We start from the raw sequence: 24,835 nt of genomic DNA, 5'->3' as shown, positions 1-24,835 counted from the left end.
TCGCACCAACTTCCTTCCAAAAACGCACTATGCGCAAGGGCATACCCAGCCTCACGGCGCTCCAGATGTTCGAGGCCGCGGCGCGGCTGGGCAGCTTTACCCGCGCCGCCGACGAGCTGGCGGTCACGGAGAGCGCGGTTTGCAGGCAGATCGCAGGGCTGGAAGCACGGCTTGGCGTGCCGCTGTTCCACCGCATCCGCAAGCGCATCGTGCTGACGCCTGCTGGCGGGACCTATGCCGAAGAAGTGCGGGAACGGCTCGACCAGATCGAGCAGGTGACGCTGGATGTGATGGCCCAGCGCCCGCGCGGGCGCGCCATCGAGTTGGCCATCGGACCCACCTTTGCCAGCCAGTGGCTGATCCCGCGCCTGCCGCTGCTGGCACGCGCCCTGCCCGATCTCACGTTGCATCTCTCGGCGCGCACCGAGGCATTCGAGCTCAGTGATACCGCGTTCGACGCGGCCATCTATTACGGCGAAGGGCTGTGGCCGGGCACGCAGGGCGAGCGGATCCTGCAGGAAGGCCCGTCGGTGCCGGTGTGCAGCCCCGCCTTGCTGGGGCGCCGCAAGCGCCTGGACCTGGATCAGTTGCTGGAATTGCCGCTGCTGCACCTGAACACCCGCTTGCGCGCATGGAGCGACTGGCTCGCCGCCGCGGGCGCGGCACTGCCGGCGCAGGCTTTGCGTGGCCCGCGCTACGACCTCTACACCATGCTGGCGCAGGCGGCCGCCGCCGGCATCGGCGTGGCGCTGATCCCACGCATTCTGATCACCGAGGAACTGGCGCAGGGGCGGCTGGTGGTGCCGCTAGCCACGCTGCCGGCGGAGATCGACAATCGCAAGGCCTATTACTTCGTCCACCGGCGCGGCCTGCCTCCCGACGACAAGGTCTTGCAACTGCGCGACTGGCTGCTGGAACACGGCGCGGAACACGGCGCTTAGCTGCCGGGCGCGCCGAAGGTCAATGCGCGTGGGCGCTGACGGCCTCGCGGGTGTCCCGCGCCAGGCCCATTGCGAAAGCCACTTCGGCCACCAGGAAGAGCGGCCCGACCAGAAGCCCGGCCAGGTCATCCACAAATGCAGGCTTGCGGCCTTCGTAGTAGTGCCCGATGAACTGGATGAGCCAGCCCGCCACGAAAAGGCCGATGCCCCAAGCCAGCCAGGCGCCGGTGGACAGCGCAGCGATGGCGCCGCCGGCGTAGACGAAGCCAGCCAGGATCACCGTCATCGCCAGCCCGAACCCCGCCGACAGGCGCAGGTAGAACAGGCAGGACAGACCATAAACGACCATCGCCGGCGTCAGGTACGCCGGACCGGCGTCAAGCGGCATGGCCGGGCGGGCCAGCAGTGTGGTCACGGCCAGCACAATCATGGGAATGCCGATGAAATGACTGAACACATTGCGCGCGTCGCGATGATAGGCTGCGTAGTTAGCCAGGTGGTCGATCAGTGTCTTCACAGGGTCTCCTGCCGGGGCGTCGTTGTATCCGCGTATTTGTATCCGCGTATTTGTATCCGCGTATTTGCAGCCGCGTACTGTGGCTACGCGTTGTGGCCGTATATTAATAGGCATCAAAAAGCCCGTCTGTCCGGTTTTTGACAGTCGGCAAGAGCATCGATCAAGGAGACCATCATGCGCCTGGCAACCCGTGGCCAGCACGAGCCGGCCCTGGATCCGCTGCGCGCCTTGCGCGGCGGGAGCTGGTTTGGCGCCTTGCCGTCGACCATGCAAGACACCCTGCTGCGGGACGCGGCCACGCGCAAGCTGGCGGCCGGCCAGATGCTGTTTACCCGCGGCAACGCCTTTGACGGCATCTACGGCGTGACTGCCGGCACGGTGCAGATCGACAGCCACAGCGAGTCCGGCAAGGCCGCCTTGATCGGCCTGCTGGGGCCGGGCAGCTGGTTTGGCGAGATTTGCCTGTTCGACGGGCTGGCGCGCACGCACGACGCCCATGCCACCAGCGCGGCCACCGTGCTGCACCTGCAGCGCGACAAGCTATACGCGATGCTGTCGGCGCATCCCGAATGGTGGCGCGAGTTCGGCAAGCTGCTCGCCGCCAAGACGCGCGAGGCCTTTCATTATGTGGAAGAGGCGCAGTTGCTGCCGCCGCTGGCGCGCACCGGCCGCCGGCTGGTCGCCATTGCCCAGGCCTATGGCGACATGCCCGGGCTGGAGCGCCGCTCCGTGCATATCCCGCAGGAACAACTCGGGCAGATGCTCGGGCTGTCGCGCCAGACCGTCAACCAGGCCCTGCGCGAGCTCGAAGCGCGCGGGCTGTTGCGGCTGCACTATGCCGACATCGAGTTGATCGACCTGCCGGCCTTGCTGGCGCTGACCTGACAGTGCCGCCCTGCCCGATCCCTTCAGCCTGCGCTGGCAGCGCAAACCGAACATCCATCGCCATGACCTATCTAGACGACACCCGCCTGCAAGCCTATCTCAGCCGCATCGGCCACGCGCTGCCGAGCCAGCGGGACCTCGCCACGCTCGACAGCCTGATCGCGGCACAACTGGCGCGGATTCCCTTTGAAAACGTCGACGTGTTGCTGCAGCGCCCGATCAAGATCGGCCTGGACGCGGTGTTCGACAAGCTGGTCACCAACGCGCGCGGCGGCTACTGCTTCGAGCAAAACACCTTGCTTGCCGCCGCGCTGCGTGCGCTTGGCTACGTGGTCACGCCGCTGGCCGCGCGGGTGCGCTGGAACGTGCCGGAAGACGTGCCCACCATGCAATCGCACATGCTGCTGCGCGTGGAGGCCGCGCATCACAGCTATATCGTGGACGTGGGCTTTGGCGGCCCTACCCCGTATCGCGCCATGGCGCTGCCGCAGGCGGAGCAAGCCGATCCGTCGTTCCCATACCGCCTGTCCTGCGTGGAGACGACAGGTGCGGCCTTTCACGTGTACGATCTGGAGGTCAGGACCGCAAGCGCATGGTTCAAGCTCTACCAGTTCGATCTTTCGCCGCAGCAGGCCATCGATTTCGAGCCACGCAACTGGTACACCTCCACCCACCCCGACAGCCTGTTCCGCAACGCCCTGACCCTGGCGCGCTCGCAAGGCGACACCCGGCTGACGCTGATCAACGGCGACTTTGCCGTGCGCGCGGCTGACGGCAGCGTGCAGCGCCAGCAACTGGAGACGCCGGCTGCCATTGTCCAAGCGCTGGGGGACCGCTTCGGGCTGGCGCTGGATCTTGCCAGCGAGGCGCAATTGGCCCAGCTATTGCCGGCGCTGATTGAGGCGCGCGGCAACAGATAGGTGTTCGCTTCACCAGGGTTCGGGCAGCAGTTCGAGCCCGGCGGCCCCAAGCAGCGCCGGCAGCCCCGCGTCGCCCACCATGTGCAGGGCACCGGCCACGATCAGGGTTGGCACGCGATCCGCGACCAGCGCCTGGATTTTCGGCATCCACTGCTGGTTGCGTGCGTCGACCAGGACCGCCAGCGTGTCCGGCCATTGTGCGCGGCGCCGCGCTAGCAGCGCGCCAAACGGCCCGGCCTGCCCTTGCCGCCACCAGCGCACCATATCCGCCGGCTCCGCTGCGGCCAGTTCCGGTTGCTCGGCAAAGAATGCCAGCATCGATACCTGCTCGGCCAGCGGCACGCACTGCAACATCCGCAGCGCCTCGGTGCCATCCTCCAGCGCGTCCGTTGCCCGTCCATCGACAGCGGCGCGCGCCCACAAGAACCGATCGACACCATGCTGTGCCAGGATGCCGTGCCTGGCGGCCACCGCGAACTGCAGATGCATCGCGGCGAACACGGGGCGCAGCCGCTCCAGTTCCGGGCCGGGCAACCCGAAATCCAGCCAAAGCGCCCGCACCTGCGCAAGCGTAGCCGGCTGCAGATGGTGGCTGAGACTATCGCCCTGCGGAAAATACGCCGGCGCGAAGTCCGGCGCCTGGTCCAGCGCCACCTCGAAGACCACCCGAGCCGAAGCGCGGTAGGCGCGCTCCGCGGCCGGCACCAGTGCAGGCAAGGGCGCATCCAGCACGTGGATCGCCCCAAGCAGGTAGACCTCGGTATCCTTGATTTGCCAAAGCATGAAACGCTTACCTCGTCCTTTGTGGCCTGTTGCAGCCTGTTATGACCTGTTCGCCGTTTGTGGGTGCGGACATCATGCCGCTGTCTTGCCGACGTCATGCACCGAATGCATTGCCAACAGAAAATTCTCTGATAAGCCGGGCCGGCTGCCGATTTGCTTGTGGACTGAGCCATGCCTCCCAACCATAATGTACCGGCCGGTAGCACTATGGTACTGACAAGCCCCTGCATGAACCGCTGTGCAGAACACGCCGGGCCGTGCTGCCAAGATGCAGATTCACCAGCGCCTTTTAAAGATCATCTGGTCCCGCCCCGCGAGGACCAGGACACCAGGAGACACGCATGTCATTGTTCGACCTGACCGGCAAGGTTGCCGTCGTCACCGGCTCATCACGCGGCATCGGCCGCGCCATCGCTGAGCAGATGGCGGTGCAAGGAGCCAAAGTGGTGATTTCCTCGCGCAAGGCCGAGGCCTGCCAGGAAGTCGTCGATGCCATCAATGCCAAGCATGGCGCCGGCACCGCGATTGCCGTGCCCGCAAATATCTCCTCCAAGGAAGACCTGCAGCGCCTGGTCGACCAGACCAACGGCACGTTCGGCAAGATCGACGTACTGGTTTGCAACGCGGCGTCCAACCCCTATTACGGCCCGATGAGCGGCGTGACCGACGAACAGTTCCGCAAGGTGCTGGACAACAACGTCATCTCCAACCACTGGCTGATCCAGATGGTGGCCCCGCAGATGCTTGAGCGCAAGGACGGTTCGATCATCATCGTGTCGTCCATCGGCGGCCTGCGCGGCTCGCCCACCATCGGCGTGTACAACGTGTCGAAGGCAGCCGACTTCCAGCTGGCGCGCAACCTGGCGGTGGAGTTCGGCCCGAGCAACGTGCGCGTGAACTGCATCGCCCCTGGCCTGATCCGCACCGATTTCGCCAAGGCGCTCTGGGAGGATCCGGAGCGCTACAAGCTGTCGACGCAAGGCGCGCCCCTGCGCCGCATCGGCGAGCCGGTGGAGATTGCCGGCGCCGCGGTGTTCCTGGCCTCCTCGGCCAGCACCTTCATGACCGGCCAGGCCATGGTGGTGGACGGCGGCGTCACGATCTGAGCCGCCGCGCACCTGCTGTTCCCGTTCCGGGCTCGCTCCAGGGCCAGGGCGCAAAGCCCGATGCCTGAGGCCTGAGCCGGGGCACTTCGTGCCCGCGTGCATTGCCGCCCGCATTTCCGGGCAGGCGCGGCACGCGGGCAAGCTTGCGCGCCGGCATGCCAGAGCGTTGCCCATCCTGCCATGCAGTCAGGGAGGCACCGATGTCGAACAACCCGCAATCCGCTACGACCTGGCCGGCAATCAGCCTGGCCGAGGCCCACGCCCGCCTTACCGCGCCCGGCGCCCCTTTCGAAACCGAAACGCGCGTGATCCGGGGCATTACCACCATCGTCTGGAAAAACGCGCCACCCACGCTGCGCGACCTGTTCCTGCAAGCCCGCACATTGGGTGACAAAGCCTTTGTCGTCTATGAGGACGAGCGTGTCTCGTACGATGCGTTCGCCCGCGCCGCGCTCACCATCGCGCATGCGCTGATCCGAGATGGCGTGACCAAGGGCGACCGCGTGGCGCTGGCCATGCGCAACCTGCCGGAATGGCCGGCCGTCTTCTACGGCGCCTTGCTGACAGGCGCCATTGTCACGCCGCTCAACGCCTGGTGGACCGGGGCGGAACTGGAGTACGGCCTGGCCGACTCCGGCAGCAAGATCGCCATCGTTGACGATGAACGGCTGGGCCGCATCATTGAGCACCTGCCAGGCTGCCCCGCGCTGGAGAAAATCTACGTCAGCCGCGCCGATGCGCCAGCCAGCGACGCGCGCATCAGCCAGCTGGAGAGCCTGATCGGCACGCCGGACCAATGGGCATCGCTGCCGGAACTGCCGGTACCCGATGTCGCCATCGACGCCGACGACGACGCCACCATTTTCTATACATCAGGCACCACCGGCAAGCCCAAGGGCGCGCTCGGCACCCACCGCAACGCCACCAATGTGGCCGTGGCCGCCGCGTTCAGCCCGATGCGCAATTGCCTGCGCCGCGGCGAGGCGATCCCCGCGCCCGATCCGGCCGCGCCGCAAAAAGGCATGCTGCTGTCGGTGCCGTTCTTCCACGTTACCGGTTGCATGGCGGTGCTCAACGGCGCGCTGGCCAGCGGCACCAAGATCGTGTTGATGCGGCGCTGGGACGCCGTGCGTGCCATGGGCCTGATCGAGCGCGAGCGTTGCACGGCTGCCGGCGGCGTGCCCACCATCGCCTGGCAGATCATCGAGCACCCGGAGCGCGAGCGCTTCGACCTGTCGTCGCTGGAAAACGTCAACTACGGTGGCGCCCCCGCTTCGGCCGAGCTGGTGCGCCGCATCAAGGAAGTGTTCCCGCATTCGGCCCCCGGCATTGGCTGGGGCATGACCGAGACCTCGGCCACCTTCACCAGCCACAGTGCAGAGGAGTATGTGGAGCGTCCCGAAAGCGGCGGCCCGGCCTTGCCCATCGGCGAGATGAAGGTGGTGGACGGGCGCGGACACAGCTTGCCCACCGGCGAGACCGGCGAGCTCATGGTGCGCGGCGCCAATGTGGTGCGCGGCTACTGGAACAAGCCGGAAGCCACCGCGCAAACATTCATCGACGGCTGGCTCAAGACCGGCGACATCGCGCGGCTGGACGAGGAGGGCTTTGTCTATATTGTCGACCGCATGAAGGACATGCTGATCCGCGGCGGCGAGAACATCTACAGCATCGAGGTGGAAAGCGTGCTGTACGATCACCCGGCCATCATGGATGCGGCACTGGTCGGCATTCCCCACCGCACGCTGGGCGAAGAGCCCGCGGCCGTGGTCAGCCTGAAGCCCGGCGCGCAAGCCACCGAGGCGGAGTTGCAGGCGTTCGTGGGCGAGCGGCTGGCGGCCTTCAAGGTGCCGGTGCGGATCGTGTTCTGCCCCGACATGCTGCCGCGCAATGCCAACGGCAAGATCCTGAAGTCGACACTGCGCAAGATGTTCGAAGCCTGAACCCGGGCGCTGGACAAGATCAGGATCACCCAGGCGGCAGTGAACGCGAGCACGGCCGCTTGCTTGCCGTTACCACGCCGGTCCGACGGCGATTACGGGAACAACCAACAGATAACAGATAACAGATGCGGATGCAGATGCAAGCAAATTCATTCACCAGACCTTTCCTGCCCTCCGGCAACCGGCTCGCGGGCTTGTCCATGCTGGGCACTGCCTTGCTCCTCGCGGGCTGTGCCGGCCAGGGCCAGGGCAGCGCCGCTGCGCCGGTGCCGGAGATACGGCCTGGCATTCTCGCCGGCTACCTGCCGGCGGACGCACGGCCCGATAGCCTCGCCCTGGTGCCACCGCCGCCCGCACCCGGCTCCGCGGCGCAAGCCCTGGACGACGAGATCGCGCGCGGCAACCAGGCCCTGCGAGGCACGGCACGCTACCGCCAGGCAGCAGTCGATGCCAACCTGAAATTCCCGCAGGCCGAGGGGATTTTCTCGTGTGCGCTGGATGCGCCGATATCGCAGGAGCAAACCCCCCGGCTCTACCTGCTGCTGCGCCGGACCCTGGCCGATGCGGGACTATCGACGTACGGCGTGAAGGACAAATATACGCGCGCCCGGCCGTTCGTGGTCAACCAGCAGCCGAGTTGCACGCCCGCCGAGGAAGCCATGCTTTCCAAGGACGGCTCCTACCCTTCGGGGCATAACGCCATTGGCTGGGCGTGGGCGTTGATCCTGGCGGAAATCGCGCCGCAACAGTCCAATGTGATCCTGGCGCGCGGGCTGGCCTATGGGCAAAGCCGGCTGGTCTGCAATGTGCATTGGCAAAGCGATGCGACGCAGGGCCGCATCATGGGCGCAGCTACCGTGGCGCGGCTGCATGCAGACCCTACCTTCCTCGCAGATCTTGCGGCAGCCAAAGCGGAGGTTGCGCAAGCCCGTGCCAACGGGCTGCGGCCGGCCGGCGACTGCCGCGCTGAAAGCGAGGCACTGGCGATCAAATAGCGGGAGACGCCTGGCCGGCGCGATGCCGGCCAGACGCTTGCGCCAGGTTCAGCCACGCCCGACGAAGGGCATCTTGGTGGCCATCACGGTCATGAACTGCACATTGGCACCCAGCGGCAGGTTGGCCATGTGCACCACCGAGCTGGCCACATGCGCCACGTCCATCAGCGGCTCCGGCGCGATCTCGCCGTTGGCCTGCGGCACGCCGCGCGCCATGCGCGAAGCCATATCGGTGGCGGCGTTGCCGATATCGATCTGCCCGCAGGCGATGTCAAAGGCGCGGCCATCCAGCGAGAGGCTCTTGGTCAGCCCGGTAATGGCGTGCTTGGTGGCCGTGTATGGCACCGTGTTGGGCCGCGGCGCGTGCGCCGAGATCGAGCCGTTGTTGATGATGCGGCCGCCGCGCGGGCTCTGCGACTTCATCAGCGCGAAGGCCGCGCGCGAGCACAGGAACGCGCCGGTCAGGTTGGTGTCCAGCACGGCCTTCCATTGCGCCACGGAGAGTTCATCGATGGACACCGCCGGCGCATTGATGCCGGCGTTGTTGAACAGCACGTCGAGCCGGCCGAAATGCTCGCGAACCTGGGCGAAGAGCCGCTCCACCGAATCCGGATCGCTGACGTCGCATTGCACCGCCAGCGCCGTATGGCCCTCGGCCTTGGCTTGCGCGGCCAGCGCCTCGAGCGGCTCGGCGGTACGCCCGGCAAACACCACCCGATAGCCTGCCACTAGCAGCGCCTGTGCCACCGCCTTGCCGATGCCGCGGGCCGCGCCCGTTACCAGCGCAACCTTGCCTTGCTCATTCATGCTGTCTTCTCCGGACTGGATTGTTGAATGGATCGTGGATCGTGGATCGTGGATCAGGAAACGGATGCCTACTTGACCGGAATCGGCGTGGCCGCCGCCACCGGCACGGCGGTCACACTATTCTGCGGGCTGCCGGACACGATGCGGTCCGAGTAGGTCAGATAGACCAGGGTGTTGCGCTTGCGGTCGACCGTGCGCACCACGTGCAGAGTCTTGAACAGGATCGACATGCGCTCGGAGAACACATTGTCCTGCTGGCGCAGCGGCCCCTTGAACGTGATCGGCCCTACCTGGCGGCAGGCGATGGAGCTTTCCGGCGGGTCTTCGGCCATGCCCAGCGAGCCCTTGATGCCTCCGGTGCGGGCACGCGACACGTAGCAGGTCACGCCTTCGACCTGCGGATCGTCATAGGCTTCGATCACGACTTTGTCGGAGCCGGTCATGCGGAAATTGGTGCTCACGCTGCCGATCTCCTCGGCATGCGCAGCCGGCGCCAGCAGCGCAAGCGCCGCCAGAAGGCCGGTCAGGGGCCACCGCGGCCCACGGGAAACGCGATGGAAACGCCCGGATGGCATGGCCGTGCCCCCCACCTCAGGACACCGTGCCGGTGATTTCATCGTGCCGTTTTTCCATTTCCTGGCGCAACTGGCGGCGCAGCTGGGCTGCGGCAAAGCGCTGGCGCTCGACTTCGTCGCGGGGCACCAGCGGCGGCACTTCGGCGGGCGCACCGTTGTCGTCCACAGCGACCATGGTGAAGTAGCAGCTGTTGGTATGGCGAACCAGCTTGCTGCGGATATTCTCCGTGATCACCTTGATGCCGATTTCCATGGAGCTGCGGCCGGTGAAATTGACTGCCGCCAGGAACGTCACCAGTTCACCCACGTGGATGGGCTGGCGAAACACGACCTGGTCGACCGACAGCGTGACCACGTAGCGCCCGGCATAGCGGCTGGCACAGGCGTAGGCCACCATGTCGAGGTACTTGAGGATGGTGCCGCCGTGCACATTGCCGGAGAAATTGGCCATGTCCGGCGTCATCAGCACGGTCATGGAAAGCTGGTGGGACAGGTCATTCATGATGAAAATCCGGAATCTGGAAGCGGCCGGGCCGACCCGCGGTGCAGGTCGAAAGGCTGGCGCCGACGATCGGCAGTTTAACCCGGAACGATCGCCCTGCCCTGCCCCCGAGAACGTCAAAAAGCACCCCGGCACCAATAAAAAAGCGGCCCAACGGGCCGCCTTCCTGTTTGCGCCTGGGCGCGGACTACTTATTTCTTCTTGTTCACAGCGTCCTTGAACCCTTGGCCGGCAGAGAACTTGACCGTCTTGGCGGCCGGAATCTTGATGGTCTCGCCAGTACGCGGATTGCGTCCGGTACGTGCGGCGCGCTTGCCGGAGCTGAAGCTGCCGAAGCCCACCAGCGTTACCGAATCACCCTTGGCAACCGCCTTCTTAATGTTGTCCAGAGCGGCATTCAGCGCGCGCTCTGCTGCAGCATTGCTCAGTTCCGCGTCAGCGGCGATGGCAGATACCAGTTCACCTTTATTCATGGCTGATTTCCCTTGTTGGTCGTCTTGATCGGAGTGTCTGCCACGCGGCAAATTACCGATCGGCGCAGTCTAATCCGCGCTTTACGCATTGGGCAATCCCCAGTGGCACCAATGCAACGAAAAAAGCCGCAAATCCTTGAGTCAAGCGCCTTTGCGGGGAATTTACCCTCCTTTTCCGTGCTTTCAAATGCGGCCGGTGAGAGTAATGGTCATTCGAACGCCGGTACACGATGACAGGCGTCGCTTGACGAGGTCAGACCTGCGCTGTGTGCGCCTTGCTGCCGTCAAAACCGCCCAGATGGCTTGGTCGGCGGTATGCCAATGGATTTGGATGGATGCGCCTCCACGGTCCATCATGGTGCATGAAATCCGTGAGCGCGCGCCCCAAATGGGGGCATTGCCTCATTTTGGCGCAGCCTCCATGTGCCTGGCATACCCGGCGCATGCTATTCGGCTGCAGGTTATGACTTCTCAATCCGTGCGCCGCCCCCTTCGAGCGCGACAAATCGGTGCAAATCCCACCAACACGGTGCAGATCCCGGCCTGCGATGCCCCAGACTGGTACGCTTTTTGCGTACGTGTGCTCCCATTTTGCGCATAGAGGATTGTATGGACAAATGGAAGAGCGGCACCGATGCCCTGTTCATCTTGCTAGGGGCGATCATGGTGCTCGCCATGCACGCGGGCTTTGCGTTCCTGGAACTGGGCACGGTGCGCAAGAAGAACCAGGTCAACGCACTGGTCAAGATATTGGTGGATTTTGCGGTTTCCACGATCGCCTATTTCTTTATTGGCTACACCGTGGCCTATGGGGTCGAGTTCTTCACCAGCGCCCATGCACTGGCGGAAAGAAGCGGCTATGAGCTGGTGAAGTTCTTTTTCCTGGCAACGTTTGCCGCCGCCATACCGGCGATCATTTCTGGCGGCATTGCCGAGCGCTCGCGCTTCAATCCGCAACTGGTGGCCACCTTCGTGCTGGTGGGCCTGGTCTACCCCTTCTTCGAGGGCATCGTCTGGAATAACCGCTTTGGCGTGCAGGACTGGATCGCCTCGGTCGCGGGCGCGCCGTTCCACGACTTCGCCGGCTCCGTCGTGGTCCACGCCATGGGCGGCTGGATCGCGCTTCCCGCCATCTTGTTGCTGGGCGCGCGCCGCGGCCGCTACCAGAAAGACGGCCGCATCAGCGCGCACCCGCCCTCGAACATCCCGTTCCTGGCGCTGGGCGCATGGGTACTGGCGGTAGGCTGGTTCGGTTTCAATGTCATGAGCGCGCAAACCGTCGACAAGATCAGCGGGCTGGTGGCCATCAACTCCCTGATGGCCATGGCCGGCGGCACGCTGGCCGCCTGGGCGGCCGGCCGCAACGACCCCGGCTTTGCCTACAACGGCCCGCTGGCCGGGCTGGTGGCGGTCTGCGCCGGATCCGACCTGATGCACCCGCTGGGCGCGCTGGTCACGGGTGCCATCGCCGGCGCGCTGTTCGTCTACCTGTTCACGCTGGCCCAGAACAAGTGGCATATCGATGATGTGCTGGGCGTCTGGCCGCTGCACGGGCTGTGCGGCGCATGGGGCGGCATTGCCGCCGGCATCTTTGGCAGCCAGGCGCTCGGTGGCATTGGCGGTGTTTCGCTCGGCGCGCAGTGCCTCGGCACCCTCCTTGGCATCGCGATCGCCCTGGTGGGTGGCACCGTGGTTTACGGCACGCTCAAGAAGGTCGTGGGCATCCGGCTGGACGCTGAATCGGAATACAACGGCGCGGACCTGTCACTGCATCGCATCTCCGCCACGCCGGAGCGCGAAACCAACTGGTAAGGCACGGTGCAAAGGGAATTGCGCCCTTGCGCCACGCCCCCTCACCTGCGACCCATGCCCGCGAGTGGCGCCCTGCGCCCTTTGCGGCCATTTTGTGCTTGAACTTCCGCTCGCCGCGTAGCAATAATGCGTTGCCCACCTTCGCGCCCCGCCGCCGATGCGCCCCGGGCATCCGCTGCTTGATATTCGTTGCCTGTATACCTGCCGAGCCAGCAAGGGAGAAACGCGATGGATGCTACAACGCTGCAGAAGTATCAGGATGTCGTCGTCGCCTATGCGACGGAAGTCGGGTTCAAGGTTCTCGCCGCCCTCGTCTTCTGGGTGATTGGCCGGTGGCTGATCCATGTCGTGGTGCGCATGGTGCAGGGGTCCCTGACCAAGCAAAAGGTCGACCCGACCTTGCTGCGCTATGTCGGTTCCATCGTCACGGTGACCCTGAATATCGTGCTGATCATCGGGATCCTGGGTTACTTCGGCATCCAGACCACCAGCTTTGCCGCACTGATCGCGGCGGCCGGCATCGCCATCGGCATGGCGTGGTCGGGGTTGATGTCCAACTTCGCGGCAGGCGCCTTCCTGGTGGTGCTGCGGCCCTTCAAGGTTGGGGATTTCGTCACGGTAGGCGGGATCACCGGCACCGTCAGGGAGATCGGCCTGTTTGCCACCACGCTGGACACGCCCGACAATGTCCTCACCGTGGTCGGCAACAATAAGATCTTTGCGGACACAATCCAGAACTTCAGCGCCAACCCGTACCGCCGGGTCGAGCTCAAGGCCCAGCTAGCCGGCAGCACGGACGTGGCGGCGGCCGCCACCCTGCTAAGGGAGCGGCTGGCCGCGCTGCCCAACGTTCTGGCCGAGCCGCCGCCCGACGTCGAGATTATCGAGTTCACCCTGGTAGGCCCGGTGCTTGCGGTACGTCCGTACTGCCATACCGACCATTACTGGCAGGTGTATTTCGACAGCAACCGCGTGATCCGCGAGAGCTTTGGCGAGGCCGGCTTCGCCGCGCCAATGCCAGCCCAACTGGTGGTGCTGCAAAACGGCGCGGCCGCTTAACCGTGTATCGATGGGATGGCGCGGCCACGCTGAGCCAGGCCGCCCCGCTATCGCAGCGGCATCGGAGCCCGGATCATTCGGCGCCGTGCACTGTCGCGCCTGAACGGCCGAAGGCCCGCATCAGCACGGCGCCGGTACCGCAAACGCCCATGACCACCGCCAGCGGCAACGCGCTGCCGTCCCGCCAGAAGCTGACGGCAGCGCCGGCCAGGGTACCCAGGGAGAATTGCAGCGTTCCCATCAATGCGGAAGCGGTGCCGGCACGATGGCCCTGCTGGTCCATGGCCAGTGCCGAGGCGTTCGGCAGGATGCAGCCGAGGCTGGCGATGAACACAAAGAAGCCCGTCAGCAGCACCGGCAGCGGCGCCAGGCCGGCGAGCACGGCCGCGGCCAGGACAAGGCCGGCCAGGCACGGCGCAAGCAGCGCGCCGCGCAGGACGTGGTCCAGCGTGCGGTTGCGCACCAGGCGCGCGTTGAGCTGCGACATGCCGATCAGGCCCAATGCGTTGGCGCCGAACACGAAGCCGTAATGGGAGGGATCGATGCCATGCAACTCGATCAGCACGAACGGCGACCCCGCAATGTATGCAAACATGCCCGCCTGCGCGCAGCCGGCCGACAGCGAATAGCCGACAAAACCCCGGTCTCGCAGCAGCTCGCCGTAGTTCGAGAGCACGCGGCCCAGGCGCAACGGCATGGCGCTGGCGTGGTCGAGCGATTCCTCCATGTAGCGGTGGACCACCCACAGGATCAGCAGGCTCGCACCGCACAACAACCAGAAGATGGCGCGCCAGCCGAATGCCGCCAGCACGGCGCCCCCGATGATGGGCGCCAGGATCGGCGCCAGGCCCATCACCAGCATCAGCGAGGAGAAGGCGCGCGCGGATTCATGGGCCTCCAGCCGGTCGCGAATGACGGCGCGCGCCATCACCATGCCCGCGCAGCCACCCAGGGCCTGCAGGAAACGCCACAGCATCAGCGCATCGACGTCACTCGCGAGCGCGCACCCGGCCGCGGCCAGCGCATAGGCCAGCAGGCCGACATACAGCGGCGGCTTGCGGCCAAAGCGGTCGCTGATCGGGCCATAGAATGCCTGCCCCACCGCCAACCCGACCAGGAACGTCCCCAACGTGAGCTGCACGCGGCCGATATCGACCCCGAGATCCCCGGCCAGCGCCGGGAAACTCGGCAGGTACATGTCAATGGAAAGCGGCGCCAGCGCGGTAAGCGAAGCGCATACCAGGAGCCAAAGCGGAAAGCGCCCGGATTGTGGGGCGCGGGTGGAGCGGGTCATCGAAACTTCCTGAGGAACAACTAGGCAGCCGGCACGGCCACCGGCGCCCAATGCGTCAACCGGCTAGCGGCGTAGCGGCACGGGAGCGGCTAAAGACGTAATTGTTGCATAGCGTAACAAGCCGCGCACTCGGCACGCCGCGCGGCGATGATGCAAGCGCACGTCCGACCGGACGCGTGCAACTGTGATGACGGGCCTGGCGATACCGCGGCATTGCGGCAATTTCGGGCCTCGCTTCGCCGCGGAGTGGAGGAGTGCGTGGCTATCAACGGCAGCGACGCCAAGGGTACAATGCCAGCCTGTCGGCCGCCTGGGGCGGACGATCACGCAGCCCGACGCACCGCGGGAACCCACCCGATGGTGCGGTTCCCGGCAACGTTTTCCTGCATGAGAACAAGATACAAACTGCTTTCTGTCTGTTTTGCCCTGGCCGCCGGCGCGGCTAGTTTGCCGTGGGCGCAGCGCGCGCATGCGGCACCGGCTCCAGCCAGGGCCGCCGCCTCTGCGCCTGCCCCCGTGGTGGTGGACGAGGCCGATGCCCTGGCGCAAATGCTCAAGGGCGCTGCCACGGGCCAGAATACCGGCGCGGCAGGCGTGCCTGAATTGCTGCGCAATACCGCCCGCCCCGACAACATATTGTCGCGCGCTTGCCGCCAGCTCAACGACGCCCTGCCCATCGAGATCGATGGCGAGACGCGCTTGCGCCGCTGCCAGTCGGTCCCTGGCAAACATATCCTGTTCCAGTTGGAGCTGACCAAGTACCGAGGCCCCATGCTGGACCTCGCCAGCTTCGAGCTCAGCTACGCCGCGCCGCTGCAGCGCAATATCTGCGCGAACCGGGACGTTGAAATCCTGACCAAGCTGGGCATCAGCATGATGTTCCGCTACATGACGCGCAACGAGCGCGGCGAGCGTCGCGTTGGCGACGTCTACATCAACGCGCCCATCTGCTCCTCGGCACTGCGCTAGACCCTGCCAACCCCATTTGGCATTCCTGCCGGGATGCCGGGCCTTGCCTCCGGGAGCAGGCGCGCCGGCTCCCGGGCATAGCTCAGGCAAGCCGTGGACGCAACGGCACCACGTTGGCCGCACGCCGGGGCAACACACGGGTTTCTTTCCATCGCGCGTGCGCCAGCGGTGAGCCCCATACCAGTCCATGTAGCTGGGCGAGCGCAAAGGGATCGCCCAGCAACAAGTGTTTCTGGGTAGCCGACAGCGCGTCCGGGCCGGCGGTGAGGGCCTGCTGCACCAGCGCGGCGTGCTCCGCTTGCGTAGCCTGTGGCTGCACCACGCGCGACGAGGCGGTCGCGCACATCAGCGCATTGGTCACCGGGTCGACAACGGCATCGATAAATGCCGGCGGCTCTCCCGCTGCCTCCACGTGCTTTTGCATGGCCACCATCTCGCGCGGGGGTGTGGCCTCCTCCGGCGTCACGAACAACCTGGCTCCGCGCAGCGCGCGGCCCAGCGAGACCCGCGACAGCCAGACCGAAAGCGGAATCGAGCATACCAGCGAGCCCACGATCGGCAGCAGCCACCAGACAAAATTCGGGTCCAGCCACAGCACCAGCCCGCCCCAGGCCAGGCCCAGCAAGGTGTGCATGCCATGGCGGCGGAACGCCTCGCCCCAGGTGGTCTGCGCATCTTCACGCGGCGGCGACTTCCAGGTAATGCCCCAGCCGCTATAAGCCGCCACCACGAACTTGGTGTGAAACAGCATGCGGACCGGGGCCAGCAAGGCCGACATCACGACTTCGATCAGCATCGACAGCACCAGGCGCAACGGCCCACCATAGCTGCGCGCGTCCTTCATCAGCAGCACCACGCTGGCGATCTTGGGCAGGAACAACAGTGTGGCGGTCGCCGAGAACAGCGCCAGCGCCTTCTCGGGATGCCATTCCGGCCAGGTCGGGAACAGCTGGTAGGGCTGCGTGAAGTACTCCGGCGGCACCAGCGCGTGCTTGGCCAGCATGATGGTGGACAACACCAGGAACAGGAACCACAGCGGCGCCGACAGATAAGCCATCACACCGGTGAGGAACACCGCGCGGTGCACAGCGTGAAAGCCCTGCTTCATCCACAGGCGGAAGTTCATCAGGTTGCCCTGGCACCAGCGGCGATCGCGCTTGACCTCATCGAGCAGGTTCGGCGGGAGTTCCTCATAGGAGCCCTCCAGGTCATAGGCAATCCACACGCCCCACCCGGCCCTGCGCATCAAGGCGGCCTCGACGAAATCGTGCGAGAGGATTTCTCCTGCCAGCGGGCCCTTGCCGGGCAATGGCGCCAGCGCGCAATGTTCCATGAACGGCTGGATGCGGATGATGGCGTTGTGGCCCCAGTAGTGCGATTCGCCGAGCTGCCAATAATGCAGGCCAGCGGTAAACAGCGGCCCGTACACGCGCGTGGAAAACTGCTGCACGCGCGCATACATGGTCTCGCGGCCCACGGCCAGCGGCGCGGTCTGGATGATGCCGGCCCCCGGATTGCCTTCCATCAGCTTGACCAGCGTGGTCAGGCACTCGCCGCTCATCACGCTATCTGCGTCCAGCACCACCATGTAGCGATAGGCGCTGCCCCAGCGGCGGCAGAAGTCCGCCACATTGCCGGTCTTGCGCTTGACGCGATGGCGGCGCCAGCGGTAGAAGATTCGGCCAAAGCCGTTGACCGCGCGGCAGGTTTCCATCCACGCATCGGTCTCGGCAGTGCGCAAGTCCGGGTTGCCGCTGTCGGACAGCACGAAGAAATCGAAGCGGGCCAGCTCGCCGGTGCGCTCCATCGACTCATAGGTCGCGCGCAGCCCGGCAAATACCCGGGTCACGTCCTCGTTGCAGATCGGCATGATGACCGCAGTGCGCGCCTCCTCGGCAATGGGCCCATCCACCGCGGCCGAGCGTGAGATCAGATGGCGGTCGCCGCCTTTGGCCAGCACCAGGAAACCCATCATGGCAGTCCAGAACCCAGCCGACACCCACGAAAACAGGATGGCGAAGAGCGCCAGCACGGCGATCTCGAGCGGATCGGTGCCGTGATAAGGCAGCACCTTGGTCATGAAGTATGTAGCTAGCGCGGTCTGCCCGGCTACCAGGCCAAGCAGTACCCATCGGCGGTGCTTGCCCGCCGGGTGCCATTTGCCCTCGGCATCGGGACCGTCATGTAGCGTGTCCCAGGTTTCCGGGACTGGCGGGCGGCCCAGCATGCGCCTGCCCAGGTTGCGCAGGAAGCCGGTGACGATGTGCGGAGGCCACGCCCGCGGCACCATGGAAGCGCGTTTGGGTTCGGGGCCGGTGTCGATATGCACGGTGCCGTCCGCACGACGCTGCACCAGCGGCTCGCCCGACGCCAGCGGTGCGCCATAGGCAAGATTGAGGCGGCGCCCCACCGAGCCGTAGGATGGGCCCGCCGGGGATGGCTCGCCGTCTTTGGCCGCGAGTGTGCGCTGCAGAAGATGGATGGCCGACTCAGTGTCGGCGGCGTCGCTGCCAGCGACGTTGTCAAGCAGCTCGCGACGCTGGTCGGGCGAGACAGGAACGCGATCGAGATAGCGCTCGCATGCCGCCGCCGGAGCGGCGCGCCGCTTCAGCCTGGGGGTAAGATGTAGCTCCACGTCTCGGATAGGGTTGTATTGCCGTTGCGAAGATAGCCGCGCAATTCGACCGGTTTGTTCTCGTCCTTGCGGCGCACGACCATGGTCATGCGCCAGCCGCCGGTGGCCGCATTGCGTTGCGTCGAAGTGTTCAGCAGCTCCCCGTTGCTGTCGGCCGAGATCACCGGATCGATCCGGGTATCGGCGGCCAGTTTCTTGAAGGCCGGGCCTTCAAAATCCACCACCAGCGAAAAGCTGGTGTCGTCCTGCTTGCGGCTGAGGCCCTGGCCACGCCGCGTTTGTGTCACCCACGACAGCGGCGGCTGTTTGTCGCCGTCCTTCTGCCACAGCAGCCGATACTCGAAATCGAAAGGTTGCTTGGGCTTGGGCGGGGTGTCAGGCACCCAGTACGCCACGATGTTGTCGTTGGTCTCGTCCGGGGTCGGGATCTGCACCAGCTCGACCCGGCCCGAGCCCCAATTCCCCTTGGGCTCCACCCAGGCGCTCGGCCGACGCTCATACCACGCGCCAATCTCCTGGTAGCTGCTGAAATTACGATCCCGCTGCATCAGGCCAAATCCTTGCGGATTGGTCGCGGCAAACGAGGTCACCAGCAGGCGCTTGGGATTGCTCAGCGGCCGCCACAGCCACTCACCCGTGCCGAGCTGCACCGAGAGGCCGTCGGAGTCATGCACCTCGGGCCGATAGTCCGGCACCGAAGAAGGTTGGTTCTCGCCAAAGAGGTACATGCTGGTCAGCGGTGCCAGGCCAAGCTTGGTGACGTTTTCCCGCATGAACAAGCGCGACTTCACCTCCATGACCGTCTCCGTGCCTGGCCGGATCACGATCCGGTACGCCCCGCTCACGCGGCGCGAGTCCATCAGCGCATAGATGGTCAGTTGCTTGTCCGCTGGCGATGGCCGCTCGATCCAGTACTCCACGAAACGCGGGAACTCTTCGCCGGAATTGAGCCCGGTATCCACGGCCAGGCCCCGCGCCGACAAGCCATACCACTGGTCCTTGCCCAACGCGCGGAAATAGCTGGCGCCCAGGAAAGAAACGACTTCGTCCTTGCCCTTGGTGCTGTTGAGCGGATAGAGCACGCGGAAGCCGGCGAAGCCAAGCGTCTTGAGCTTGCTGGTATCGACCTTGTGCGGCCCGTAGTTGAACGCGGACGGATCGAAGCGGATCTCGCGGGCACTCCCGCTCACCACTTCATTGATGCGCACCGGCTGGTCGAACACCATGCCTTCATGAAAGAAGGAGAGCTCGAACGGCAGCTTGGCATTGCGCCACTGATAACGCTCAGGCTTGTATTCGATCTCGCGGTAGCGCTCGTACGGCAGCTCGCGCAATTCACGCGGCAGATTCTGCGCGGGTGCCTTGTAAGGACTTGCGGCCAGCTGGCGCGCGCGCGCCGCCACGGTGTCGAAGTCGAACGCGTGCGCCACCACGGCACACAGTGCCAGCATGCCGCCGCACAACCACCTGCCCAGGCGCAGTGCGCCTGTGTTCGCAGGCGCCAATGCACGGCGCTGGATAGATTCGACGGTCGGCAAGGTAACGGTTTCGGACATGAATGCCAGTGACGGGCGTAGTTGGACGGTTACGATCAATCAAACACCGCAGCAAAAGGCGGGCCACCATGCGAGCGGAATGACTGAAGCAACGGCGGGATGCCGGCCAGCGCGAACCGGGGGAAAATGTAGGGGATCTCGCTGCGCATCGCTTTTGACTGGGTGCTGAACCTGTGCCTGCATGTATCGGGACGTATCCGACTTGCTGCAATGCGCAATAAGACCTTAACAACTCGAGACTAAGAAGTCACGTTTCGATCACGCAACGTTTGCAACAATTTGAAACCCCAGCCATCCGGACGCCGCTTTGCGCGCGCCGCTCGAGCCCAGGCATCACATTGGGCATACCGTCGAATCATCGCTTGGTGCTTCGCAGGGCACGTTCGGGGCACAGCCATTTCTTCAGCGATTACCCCTACGGCGCCACCACGCATGAGCAAGGCGGAACGCGAACATCGGCCCCCTGCCCTCAGACCGCTGCGCCATGTCCTCTACATAGCGGCAGCCCCCGAATCTGCAACGCTAGAATACGGATCGCACGCCGTCAACGTGCGTGGCGAGCACGTGCGCAGCACTGGAACGGCGCATAGCGCACCTGCAAAATCGTGCACTGCACTGGAATCATGCGGATGGGGTCCGCCGCGCCCCAAAAAAAAAAGAGAGGCCGTAGCCTCTCGATCGGGTTCCGCCTCGATGCCAGTCCCCCCGGATGGCGCATGGCGCCGCTGGACATCGGTACCCGGAAGCGCGGCACCGCGCGCTTCACGCGCGACGCAGGGCTCACAGGCGGCGTGGCGAACTAGCTCGGCAGCAAGCGAGCGCACCGGCGCGCCGCTGCCCGTCGCCTTTCACTAGCGGCGCTCAGGCGCCTTTATTCATCATCTTGTCGGCATCAGGAGGCGCGTGGTTCTTCTTCTTCTTTGCCGGCTTCTTCGTCGTCTTGCCGGAGCTTGACGCCGCTGGCTTGTCGCCGGCCGCGGGCGCGGCAGGCGCCGACGCCTGGGCATAAGCACCCGCACCAAACATGGCCAGCGTCAACATCACGATCCACTTCTTCATTTCAGCCTCCTGGTCAGCCGTAAAGAGAAGCCTGCCTGCGGCCCTTGGTGGCGCTAGGCACCTGCGCTTCGTGACTACCAAAACGAAGCAGGGAACGAATGGGTTGACGTGTCAGTTCGCCTATCGACACTGCAACGCAGCATCCAGCCTGGCCACACGTGCCGGCACAGGCATCAAGGACACAAGCGGCTGAGCAGTTCGCCGGGAACAGTGCCTGCACTGGCAGGCTGCGGCATTCCGGTGTGAGGGGCGCTGATGGTGTAAAGCGACTCGCCGCGCGCATAGCGCTTGGCGTAGAGCGTCTGCTCCACCACCGCATACATGGACGTGGCGCAATTGAACACCATGCGCTTGAGCGAGGAACGGATCGGCTCGCCGCTGGTGGTGCGGATCACCCCGGCCGGCGCGTTGCGCATGACGGCGACACCCACCTCGGGACCACGGCGGCGCACCGAAGTCTTGTCGAAGTAAGAGATCACCCCGTTGGCGCCCGCCAGGGGCAGCCAGCGCTGCGGGTCTGGCGCCGAAGAATCGGGCGCGGCCAGCACGGCGCAACCTTCGCGCGGCGTGGAACGGAAGGCAGCCCCCCCGCTGGGAGCCTGGCATTCAATCAAACCCGCCGTGGCGGCGGGGCGAACCGTGGCAGCAGGCTCGGCATACGCGGCAAGACAGACACTGCTGCCAACCAGCACGGCGACAGCGTGGAAAAAGGCGCGCAAGGACATGGACGGACCCTCGTGTAGACCAAAAGACAACGCGCATTGTCGCACACCATGCTGCGCAATCTGCTCAACGTGTACGCTGGCGCCCGTCCTGTCGCGCGCACCGGTCAAGGCCACCGGCTACCGGGACAGCGCCTCGAGTGCATGGCGTGAAGCCTCATCGGCCGGGAAAAAACACTCGATGCGCATCTCCTGCAGCGTGACGTCCTGCGGAATGCCCAGCGTGGTCAGCGTCGAGAACAGTGAGGCGCGAAAACCATCGGCAGCCAGCGCCACAGGTAGCATTGGAGGCGGCGTGCGCTCGGCAGCGTCGTCGTCGAACAGCGGAACGCCGGCCGGCCCTACCATATCGGGATGCCAGTCCGCGATGCGGTTGAAGATCTCCCGCGCGGTCTGGTCCTGCGCCTGCGTCTGCAACTCCTGCCACACACGCCGCAGCAGGTAGCGCCCGACCTGGCGCGCGTTGTCGATGACCGGCCACAATCCGTCCGGATCGAAGACGGTCAGCATCAGGTTGATGCGCCCGCCGCCCTCCTCCAGCTTGGACGGTGCGCGCCCACCCAGCAGCACGCCAATCATGTTGCGGTATGCCTGATTGGCATCGAGCATGTTCCAGAATCGGTCCAGCACCACCGCGGGATAAGGCTCTTGCTTGGACAGGATCAGCGCCACGGCCTGCTGCACCATCTGCAGCGCGGGTGCGGCCAGGCCGTGCTCGGTGTAGGCCGGTGCGAAGCCACCAGCAAGGAGCAGGCGGTTGCGCTGGCGCAGCGGCACGCCAAGGCGGTCCGCCAGCGACAGCACCATCTCCCGGCTGGGCCGGGCGCGGCCGGATTCAAGGAAACTGATATGCCGCTGCGATACCCCGGCGGCCAGCGACAGCGCAAGCTGGCTATAGCCGCGCCTGCCGCGCCAGTAACGCAGCAGGCCGGGGAAATCGAGAGCGGTTTCGGAGCTGGGGGTCAGGGTATCCATGGCGGCATTACAGCATGGCGAAGGCCGTCTGGCGATTACCTTCGGGATAATCGCCGGGCCCGCACCCATGCTGCAACGCGACACCAGCCCAGGCCGAAATGCGGTTGTCGACGTCGGGCACGCCGCCCTATGTCACCCGTCCGCGTGTTTCGCTCAGCGCAGCACCCAACCCGTATTTCCGGATCTTCTGGTACAAGGTGCTCTTCGCGATGCCGAGCCGCGAAGCGGTCCTGGTCAGGTTACCGCCGCTGTACGCCAGGGCTTTGCGGATGGATTCCGATTCGGCCATCTCCAATGAGCAAACCGTCTCGGGCACACTGCCGGCAATGTCCTTTGGCCGGCCTGCCCCGCCCGGCATGCCCACCTCGCTGATTTCGAGCGGCAGCTTGTCCAGGGTGATCACGCCGCCCTCGGCCATCAGCAAGGCGCCCTCGAGCGCGTTGCGCAACTCGCGGACATTGCCCGGCCAGTCGTAGGCAAGCAGGCATCGGTAAGCATCATCGTCGAACGAGGCCACCGGCAGCCCATAGCGCTCGCATAGCCGGCCCAGCCAGTGCGTGACCAGGGCCGGGATGTCGTCCTTGCGCTCGCGCAAGGGGGGTATGGCGATATTGGTCACGGCGATGCGGTAGAACAGGTCCATGCGGAATTTCCCCGCGGCCACGTCGTCACGCAGGTTCCGGTGGGTGGCGGCAACCAGGCGAAAACTGACCTTGCGCGGCGTGTTCTCGCCCAGCCGGTAGATCTCTCCCTCTTCCAGCACACGCAGCAGGTGCGGCTGTATGTCGAGCGGCATTTCGCCAATCTCGTCGAGAAACAGCGTCCCCCGGTTGGCGGCCTCGATCTTGCCGGCCGCGCCCGATCGGCGCGCGCCGGTAAACGCTCCCTCGGCATAGCCAAAGAGCTCGCTCGCGAGCAGGTCCCGTGACAGCCCCCCGCAATTGAGCGCCACGAACGGGCCGTCCGCGCAGGCGCTGGCCTGGTGAATTCCCTGCGCGAACAATTCCTTGCCAACGCCGGTTTCGCCCAGCAGCAGCACCGGCACCCTGGACGGCGCCAGGTGCTGCGCCTTCTCCACAGCCGAGCGCAAGGCCGCGCCGTTGCCAACGATACTGGAAAACGCCGGCGCCGCGCCCAGCCGCGCGGCAGGTGCATCGGCAGCACCCGATGCAGGACGATGCGGCGCGGCTGGGATCACCACCACGAAACCCAGCATGTCGCCGCGATCGCGGATCGCTTCGAAGCGGGTCAGGCGAAGCCATTCGGGCAGCGGCCCGGATCCGGCGCGCGCCCCGCGGGCGTCCAGGCCGGGAATGGAAAACGCGCTGTTCAAAATGGTGCTCACGCCCAGCCGCGCCAGCGCGGAAGGCGCCTGCGGATTGGCCTTGACCAGGCGTCCGCCTTCGTCAAGGACGAGCACCCCATCGCTGCGCACCGATGCAAAATGGCTCATGCAGCGGTCCAGCAGCCGCAGGCGGCGCTCCATGGCCAGCTTGGCCAGCCGGCTCTCGATCCGGCCGGCCAGCGATACGGTCAGCGCCAAGCTATGCCTGCTATAGGTCTGCGCCAGGCCTGACACGTCGATCACACCCAGCACGCCGCCGTCCAGCGGATCACGGATGACAGTGGCCGAGCAGGTCCAGCGCTTGATACCGGCGCAAAAATGCTCGGCACCATGGATTTGCACGGGTTGTTGCAAGGCCAGCGCGGTCCCGATGGCATTGGTCCCGCAGTTGAGCTCCGTCCAGTCGCAGCCCGGAATCAGGCCGACTTCACCGGCGGGCTCGACGATATGCATATCCCCCTCCTGCTGGAGGATCATCCCGTCAGGATCGGCCAGCAGCATGATGGTGCCCGTCTGCGAGAGAAACTCGCGGGTCTGCTGTATCAGTGGCAGGCTGGCGCTGACCAGGCGATCATTCTTCTCCCGCCGGACTCTCAGGCCGGCTTCGTCCAGCGGCGGCGGCGCGGCCCCGGCGCCAGGATCAACCTGGCCCACCAGGCACCGCCGCCAGGAATCATCGACCACGCAGCGCAGTTCGCCAGCGCTCGCCTCACCGCCATCGATCAGGTGCTCCCAGGCGGACATGATGCTGGCGTCATGGTCGGGATGGGAAAACCAGTCCATCGGTGTACCGGCTTCTTGCATTCCGTGTCTCCTTGCGGGGGCCCGCCCGATGCGGGCTCGGATGGCCGGTTATCCGGCTCGATCTCCTGTCTTGCGTGCTTCGCGGGACTGGCGCCCGCTCTTTGCATCCTACTCCCGACGGCACCGCCAAAGCCAGCCGGGGCTTGCCTACCCGCAAG

The 24,835-nt window shown here is 65.5% G+C and carries 22 protein-coding genes; 9 read left to right on the top strand and 13 right to left on the bottom strand.

Going from position 1 to position 24,835, the window contains the following annotated elements:
• Positions 1-29: 29 nt before the first annotated feature.
• The gene (locus AC1RQK_RS01775; RefSeq protein WP_174427144.1) at positions 30-941 is read left to right on the top strand and encodes a LysR substrate-binding domain-containing protein; all 912 of its coding nucleotides are present in this window, start codon (positions 30-32) and stop codon (positions 939-941) included.
• Between the two features lie 19 nt (positions 942-960).
• Here the strand turns inward: AC1RQK_RS01775 and AC1RQK_RS01770 are convergent, their stop codons facing one another.
• Entirely contained in the window at positions 961-1,458 is a 498-nt protein-coding gene (locus AC1RQK_RS01770) for an Mpo1 family 2-hydroxy fatty acid dioxygenase (RefSeq protein ID WP_309409184.1), read from the bottom strand.
• Positions 1,459-1,632: 174 nt separating this feature from the next.
• On the opposite strand from AC1RQK_RS01770, the gene AC1RQK_RS01765 reads away from it, so the two are divergent.
• Together AC1RQK_RS01765 and AC1RQK_RS01760 are read left to right on the top strand one after the other, a co-directional pair.
• Entirely contained in the window at positions 1,633-2,343 is a 711-nt protein-coding gene (locus AC1RQK_RS01765) for a Crp/Fnr family transcriptional regulator (RefSeq protein WP_492807322.1), read from the top strand.
• A 62-nt stretch (positions 2,344-2,405) separates the two neighbouring features.
• Complete coding sequence (locus AC1RQK_RS01760; RefSeq protein WP_492807320.1) at positions 2,406-3,263, top strand: arylamine N-acetyltransferase family protein; 858 nt, start codon at positions 2,406-2,408, stop codon at positions 3,261-3,263.
• 9 nt (positions 3,264-3,272) lie between these two features.
• On the opposite strand, the gene AC1RQK_RS01755 is transcribed toward AC1RQK_RS01760, so the two are convergent.
• On the bottom strand, positions 3,273-4,046 hold the full coding sequence (locus tag AC1RQK_RS01755; RefSeq protein WP_492807318.1) for a TraB/GumN family protein: 774 nt from the start codon (positions 4,044-4,046) through the stop codon (positions 3,273-3,275).
• A gap of 341 nt (positions 4,047-4,387) precedes the next feature.
• On the opposite strand from AC1RQK_RS01755, the gene AC1RQK_RS01750 reads away from it, so the two are divergent.
• The 3 genes from AC1RQK_RS01750 to AC1RQK_RS01740 all read left to right on the top strand — a co-directional run bounded on the left by AC1RQK_RS01750 (position 4,388) and on the right by AC1RQK_RS01740 (position 8,090).
• On the top strand, positions 4,388-5,152 hold the full coding sequence (locus tag AC1RQK_RS01750) for an SDR family oxidoreductase (RefSeq protein WP_492370824.1): 765 nt from the start codon (positions 4,388-4,390) through the stop codon (positions 5,150-5,152).
• Between the two features lie 200 nt (positions 5,153-5,352).
• The gene (locus tag AC1RQK_RS01745) at positions 5,353-7,095 is read left to right on the top strand and encodes a class I adenylate-forming enzyme family protein (RefSeq protein WP_492807316.1); all 1,743 of its coding nucleotides are present in this window, start codon (positions 5,353-5,355) and stop codon (positions 7,093-7,095) included.
• A 137-nt stretch (positions 7,096-7,232) separates the two neighbouring features.
• The gene (locus AC1RQK_RS01740) at positions 7,233-8,090 is read left to right on the top strand and encodes an acid phosphatase (RefSeq protein ID WP_492370826.1); all 858 of its coding nucleotides are present in this window, start codon (positions 7,233-7,235) and stop codon (positions 8,088-8,090) included.
• Positions 8,091-8,138: 48 nt separating this feature from the next.
• Here the strand turns inward: AC1RQK_RS01740 and AC1RQK_RS01735 are convergent, their stop codons facing one another.
• The 4 genes from AC1RQK_RS01735 to AC1RQK_RS01720 all read right to left on the bottom strand — a co-directional run bounded on the left by AC1RQK_RS01735 (position 8,139) and on the right by AC1RQK_RS01720 (position 10,447).
• Positions 8,139-8,897 carry an SDR family oxidoreductase gene (locus AC1RQK_RS01735; RefSeq protein ID WP_492370827.1) on the bottom strand — a complete coding sequence of 253 codons (759 nt, stop codon included), beginning with the start codon at positions 8,895-8,897 and terminating at the stop codon, positions 8,139-8,141.
• 68 nt (positions 8,898-8,965) lie between these two features.
• On the bottom strand, positions 8,966-9,472 hold the full coding sequence (locus AC1RQK_RS01730) for a CreA family protein (RefSeq protein ID WP_492370959.1): 507 nt from the start codon (positions 9,470-9,472) through the stop codon (positions 8,966-8,968).
• A gap of 16 nt (positions 9,473-9,488) precedes the next feature.
• The gene (locus tag AC1RQK_RS01725; protein ID WP_043355051.1) at positions 9,489-9,974 is read right to left on the bottom strand and encodes an acyl-CoA thioesterase; all 486 of its coding nucleotides are present in this window, start codon (positions 9,972-9,974) and stop codon (positions 9,489-9,491) included.
• A gap of 191 nt (positions 9,975-10,165) precedes the next feature.
• Entirely contained in the window at positions 10,166-10,447 is a 282-nt protein-coding gene (locus tag AC1RQK_RS01720; RefSeq protein WP_017226623.1) for an HU family DNA-binding protein, read from the bottom strand.
• A 609-nt stretch (positions 10,448-11,056) separates the two neighbouring features.
• Between AC1RQK_RS01720 and AC1RQK_RS01715 the strand changes: the two genes are divergently transcribed.
• Both AC1RQK_RS01715 and AC1RQK_RS01710 read left to right on the top strand, forming a co-directional pair.
• A complete protein-coding gene (locus tag AC1RQK_RS01715; RefSeq protein WP_492370828.1) occupies positions 11,057-12,259 on the top strand; it encodes an ammonium transporter in 1,203 nt (400 codons plus the stop codon).
• 228 nt (positions 12,260-12,487) lie between these two features.
• Positions 12,488-13,318 carry a mechanosensitive ion channel family protein gene (locus AC1RQK_RS01710; protein ID WP_492807313.1) on the top strand — a complete coding sequence of 277 codons (831 nt, stop codon included), beginning with the start codon at positions 12,488-12,490 and terminating at the stop codon, positions 13,316-13,318.
• A 73-nt stretch (positions 13,319-13,391) separates the two neighbouring features.
• Here the strand turns inward: AC1RQK_RS01710 and AC1RQK_RS01705 are convergent, their stop codons facing one another.
• Positions 13,392-14,612, bottom strand: a complete 1,221-nt coding sequence (locus AC1RQK_RS01705; RefSeq protein ID WP_492370830.1) for a Bcr/CflA family multidrug efflux MFS transporter — start codon at positions 14,610-14,612, stop codon at positions 13,392-13,394.
• A gap of 387 nt (positions 14,613-14,999) precedes the next feature.
• Between AC1RQK_RS01705 and AC1RQK_RS01700 the strand changes: the two genes are divergently transcribed.
• Positions 15,000-15,581: a hypothetical protein gene (locus tag AC1RQK_RS01700; protein WP_492807310.1), complete on the top strand. Its 582-nt coding sequence runs from the start codon at positions 15,000-15,002 to the stop codon at positions 15,579-15,581.
• Positions 15,582-15,663: 82 nt separating this feature from the next.
• Here the strand turns inward: AC1RQK_RS01700 and mdoH are convergent, their stop codons facing one another.
• From mdoH to AC1RQK_RS01670, 6 genes are all read right to left on the bottom strand, one after another.
• On the bottom strand, positions 15,664-18,216 hold the full coding sequence (mdoH, locus tag AC1RQK_RS01695; protein WP_492370831.1) for a glucans biosynthesis glucosyltransferase MdoH: 2,553 nt from the start codon (positions 18,214-18,216) through the stop codon (positions 15,664-15,666).
• The gene (locus tag AC1RQK_RS01690; protein ID WP_492370832.1) at positions 18,189-19,772 is read right to left on the bottom strand and encodes a glucan biosynthesis protein G; all 1,584 of its coding nucleotides are present in this window, start codon (positions 19,770-19,772) and stop codon (positions 18,189-18,191) included. Before AC1RQK_RS01690 ends, mdoH begins: the two co-directional genes overlap by 28 nt.
• 861 nt (positions 19,773-20,633) lie before the next feature.
• Positions 20,634-20,831, bottom strand: coding sequence for a hypothetical protein (locus AC1RQK_RS01685; protein ID WP_150985486.1), 198 nt, complete (start codon positions 20,829-20,831; stop codon positions 20,634-20,636).
• A 173-nt stretch (positions 20,832-21,004) separates the two neighbouring features.
• Entirely contained in the window at positions 21,005-21,556 is a 552-nt protein-coding gene (locus AC1RQK_RS01680) for a surface-adhesin E family protein (protein WP_416052506.1), read from the bottom strand.
• Positions 21,557-21,673: 117 nt separating this feature from the next.
• Positions 21,674-22,528, bottom strand: coding sequence for a helix-turn-helix domain-containing protein (locus tag AC1RQK_RS01675; RefSeq protein ID WP_492807308.1), 855 nt, complete (start codon positions 22,526-22,528; stop codon positions 21,674-21,676).
• A 127-nt stretch (positions 22,529-22,655) separates the two neighbouring features.
• Entirely contained in the window at positions 22,656-24,677 is a 2,022-nt protein-coding gene (locus AC1RQK_RS01670; protein WP_492370834.1) for a sigma-54-dependent Fis family transcriptional regulator, read from the bottom strand.
• Positions 24,678-24,835 lie beyond the last annotated feature (158 nt).

It is taken from the genome of Cupriavidus sp. GW822-FHT02D05, assembly GCF_058802485.1.
This window is presented reverse-complemented; position numbering and strand designations above follow the sequence as displayed.

Coding starts and splice junctions, on each gene's coding strand:
- AC1RQK_RS01775 (WP_174427144.1), top strand. CDS start 30: ATGCGCAAGGGCATACCCAGCCTCACGGCGCTCCAGATGTTCGAGGCC.
- AC1RQK_RS01765 (WP_492807322.1), top strand. CDS start 1,633: ATGCGCCTGGCAACCCGTGGCCAGCACGAGCCGGCCCTGGATCCGCTG.
- AC1RQK_RS01760 (WP_492807320.1), top strand. CDS start 2,406: ATGACCTATCTAGACGACACCCGCCTGCAAGCCTATCTCAGCCGCATC.
- AC1RQK_RS01755 (WP_492807318.1), bottom strand. CDS start 4,046: ATGCTTTGGCAAATCAAGGATACCGAGGTCTACCTGCTTGGGGCGATC.
- AC1RQK_RS01750 (WP_492370824.1), top strand. CDS start 4,388: ATGTCATTGTTCGACCTGACCGGCAAGGTTGCCGTCGTCACCGGCTCA.
- AC1RQK_RS01745 (WP_492807316.1), top strand. CDS start 5,353: ATGTCGAACAACCCGCAATCCGCTACGACCTGGCCGGCAATCAGCCTG.
- AC1RQK_RS01740 (WP_492370826.1), top strand. CDS start 7,233: ATGCAAGCAAATTCATTCACCAGACCTTTCCTGCCCTCCGGCAACCGG.
- AC1RQK_RS01735 (WP_492370827.1), bottom strand. CDS start 8,897: ATGAATGAGCAAGGCAAGGTTGCGCTGGTAACGGGCGCGGCCCGCGGC.
- AC1RQK_RS01730 (WP_492370959.1), bottom strand. CDS start 9,472: ATGCCATCCGGGCGTTTCCATCGCGTTTCCCGTGGGCCGCGGTGGCCC.
- AC1RQK_RS01725 (WP_043355051.1), bottom strand. CDS start 9,974: ATGAATGACCTGTCCCACCAGCTTTCCATGACCGTGCTGATGACGCCG.
- AC1RQK_RS01720 (WP_017226623.1), bottom strand. CDS start 10,447: ATGAATAAAGGTGAACTGGTATCTGCCATCGCCGCTGACGCGGAACTG.
- AC1RQK_RS01715 (WP_492370828.1), top strand. CDS start 11,057: ATGGACAAATGGAAGAGCGGCACCGATGCCCTGTTCATCTTGCTAGGG.
- AC1RQK_RS01710 (WP_492807313.1), top strand. CDS start 12,488: ATGGATGCTACAACGCTGCAGAAGTATCAGGATGTCGTCGTCGCCTAT.
- AC1RQK_RS01705 (WP_492370830.1), bottom strand. CDS start 14,612: ATGACCCGCTCCACCCGCGCCCCACAATCCGGGCGCTTTCCGCTTTGG.
- AC1RQK_RS01700 (WP_492807310.1), top strand. CDS start 15,000: ATGAGAACAAGATACAAACTGCTTTCTGTCTGTTTTGCCCTGGCCGCC.
- AC1RQK_RS01690 (WP_492370832.1), bottom strand. CDS start 19,772: ATGTCCGAAACCGTTACCTTGCCGACCGTCGAATCTATCCAGCGCCGT.
- AC1RQK_RS01685 (WP_150985486.1), bottom strand. CDS start 20,831: ATGAAGAAGTGGATCGTGATGTTGACGCTGGCCATGTTTGGTGCGGGT.
- AC1RQK_RS01680 (WP_416052506.1), bottom strand. CDS start 21,556: ATGTCCTTGCGCGCCTTTTTCCACGCTGTCGCCGTGCTGGTTGGCAGC.
- AC1RQK_RS01675 (WP_492807308.1), bottom strand. CDS start 22,528: ATGGATACCCTGACCCCCAGCTCCGAAACCGCTCTCGATTTCCCCGGC.
- AC1RQK_RS01670 (WP_492370834.1), bottom strand. CDS start 24,677: ATGCAAGAAGCCGGTACACCGATGGACTGGTTTTCCCATCCCGACCAT.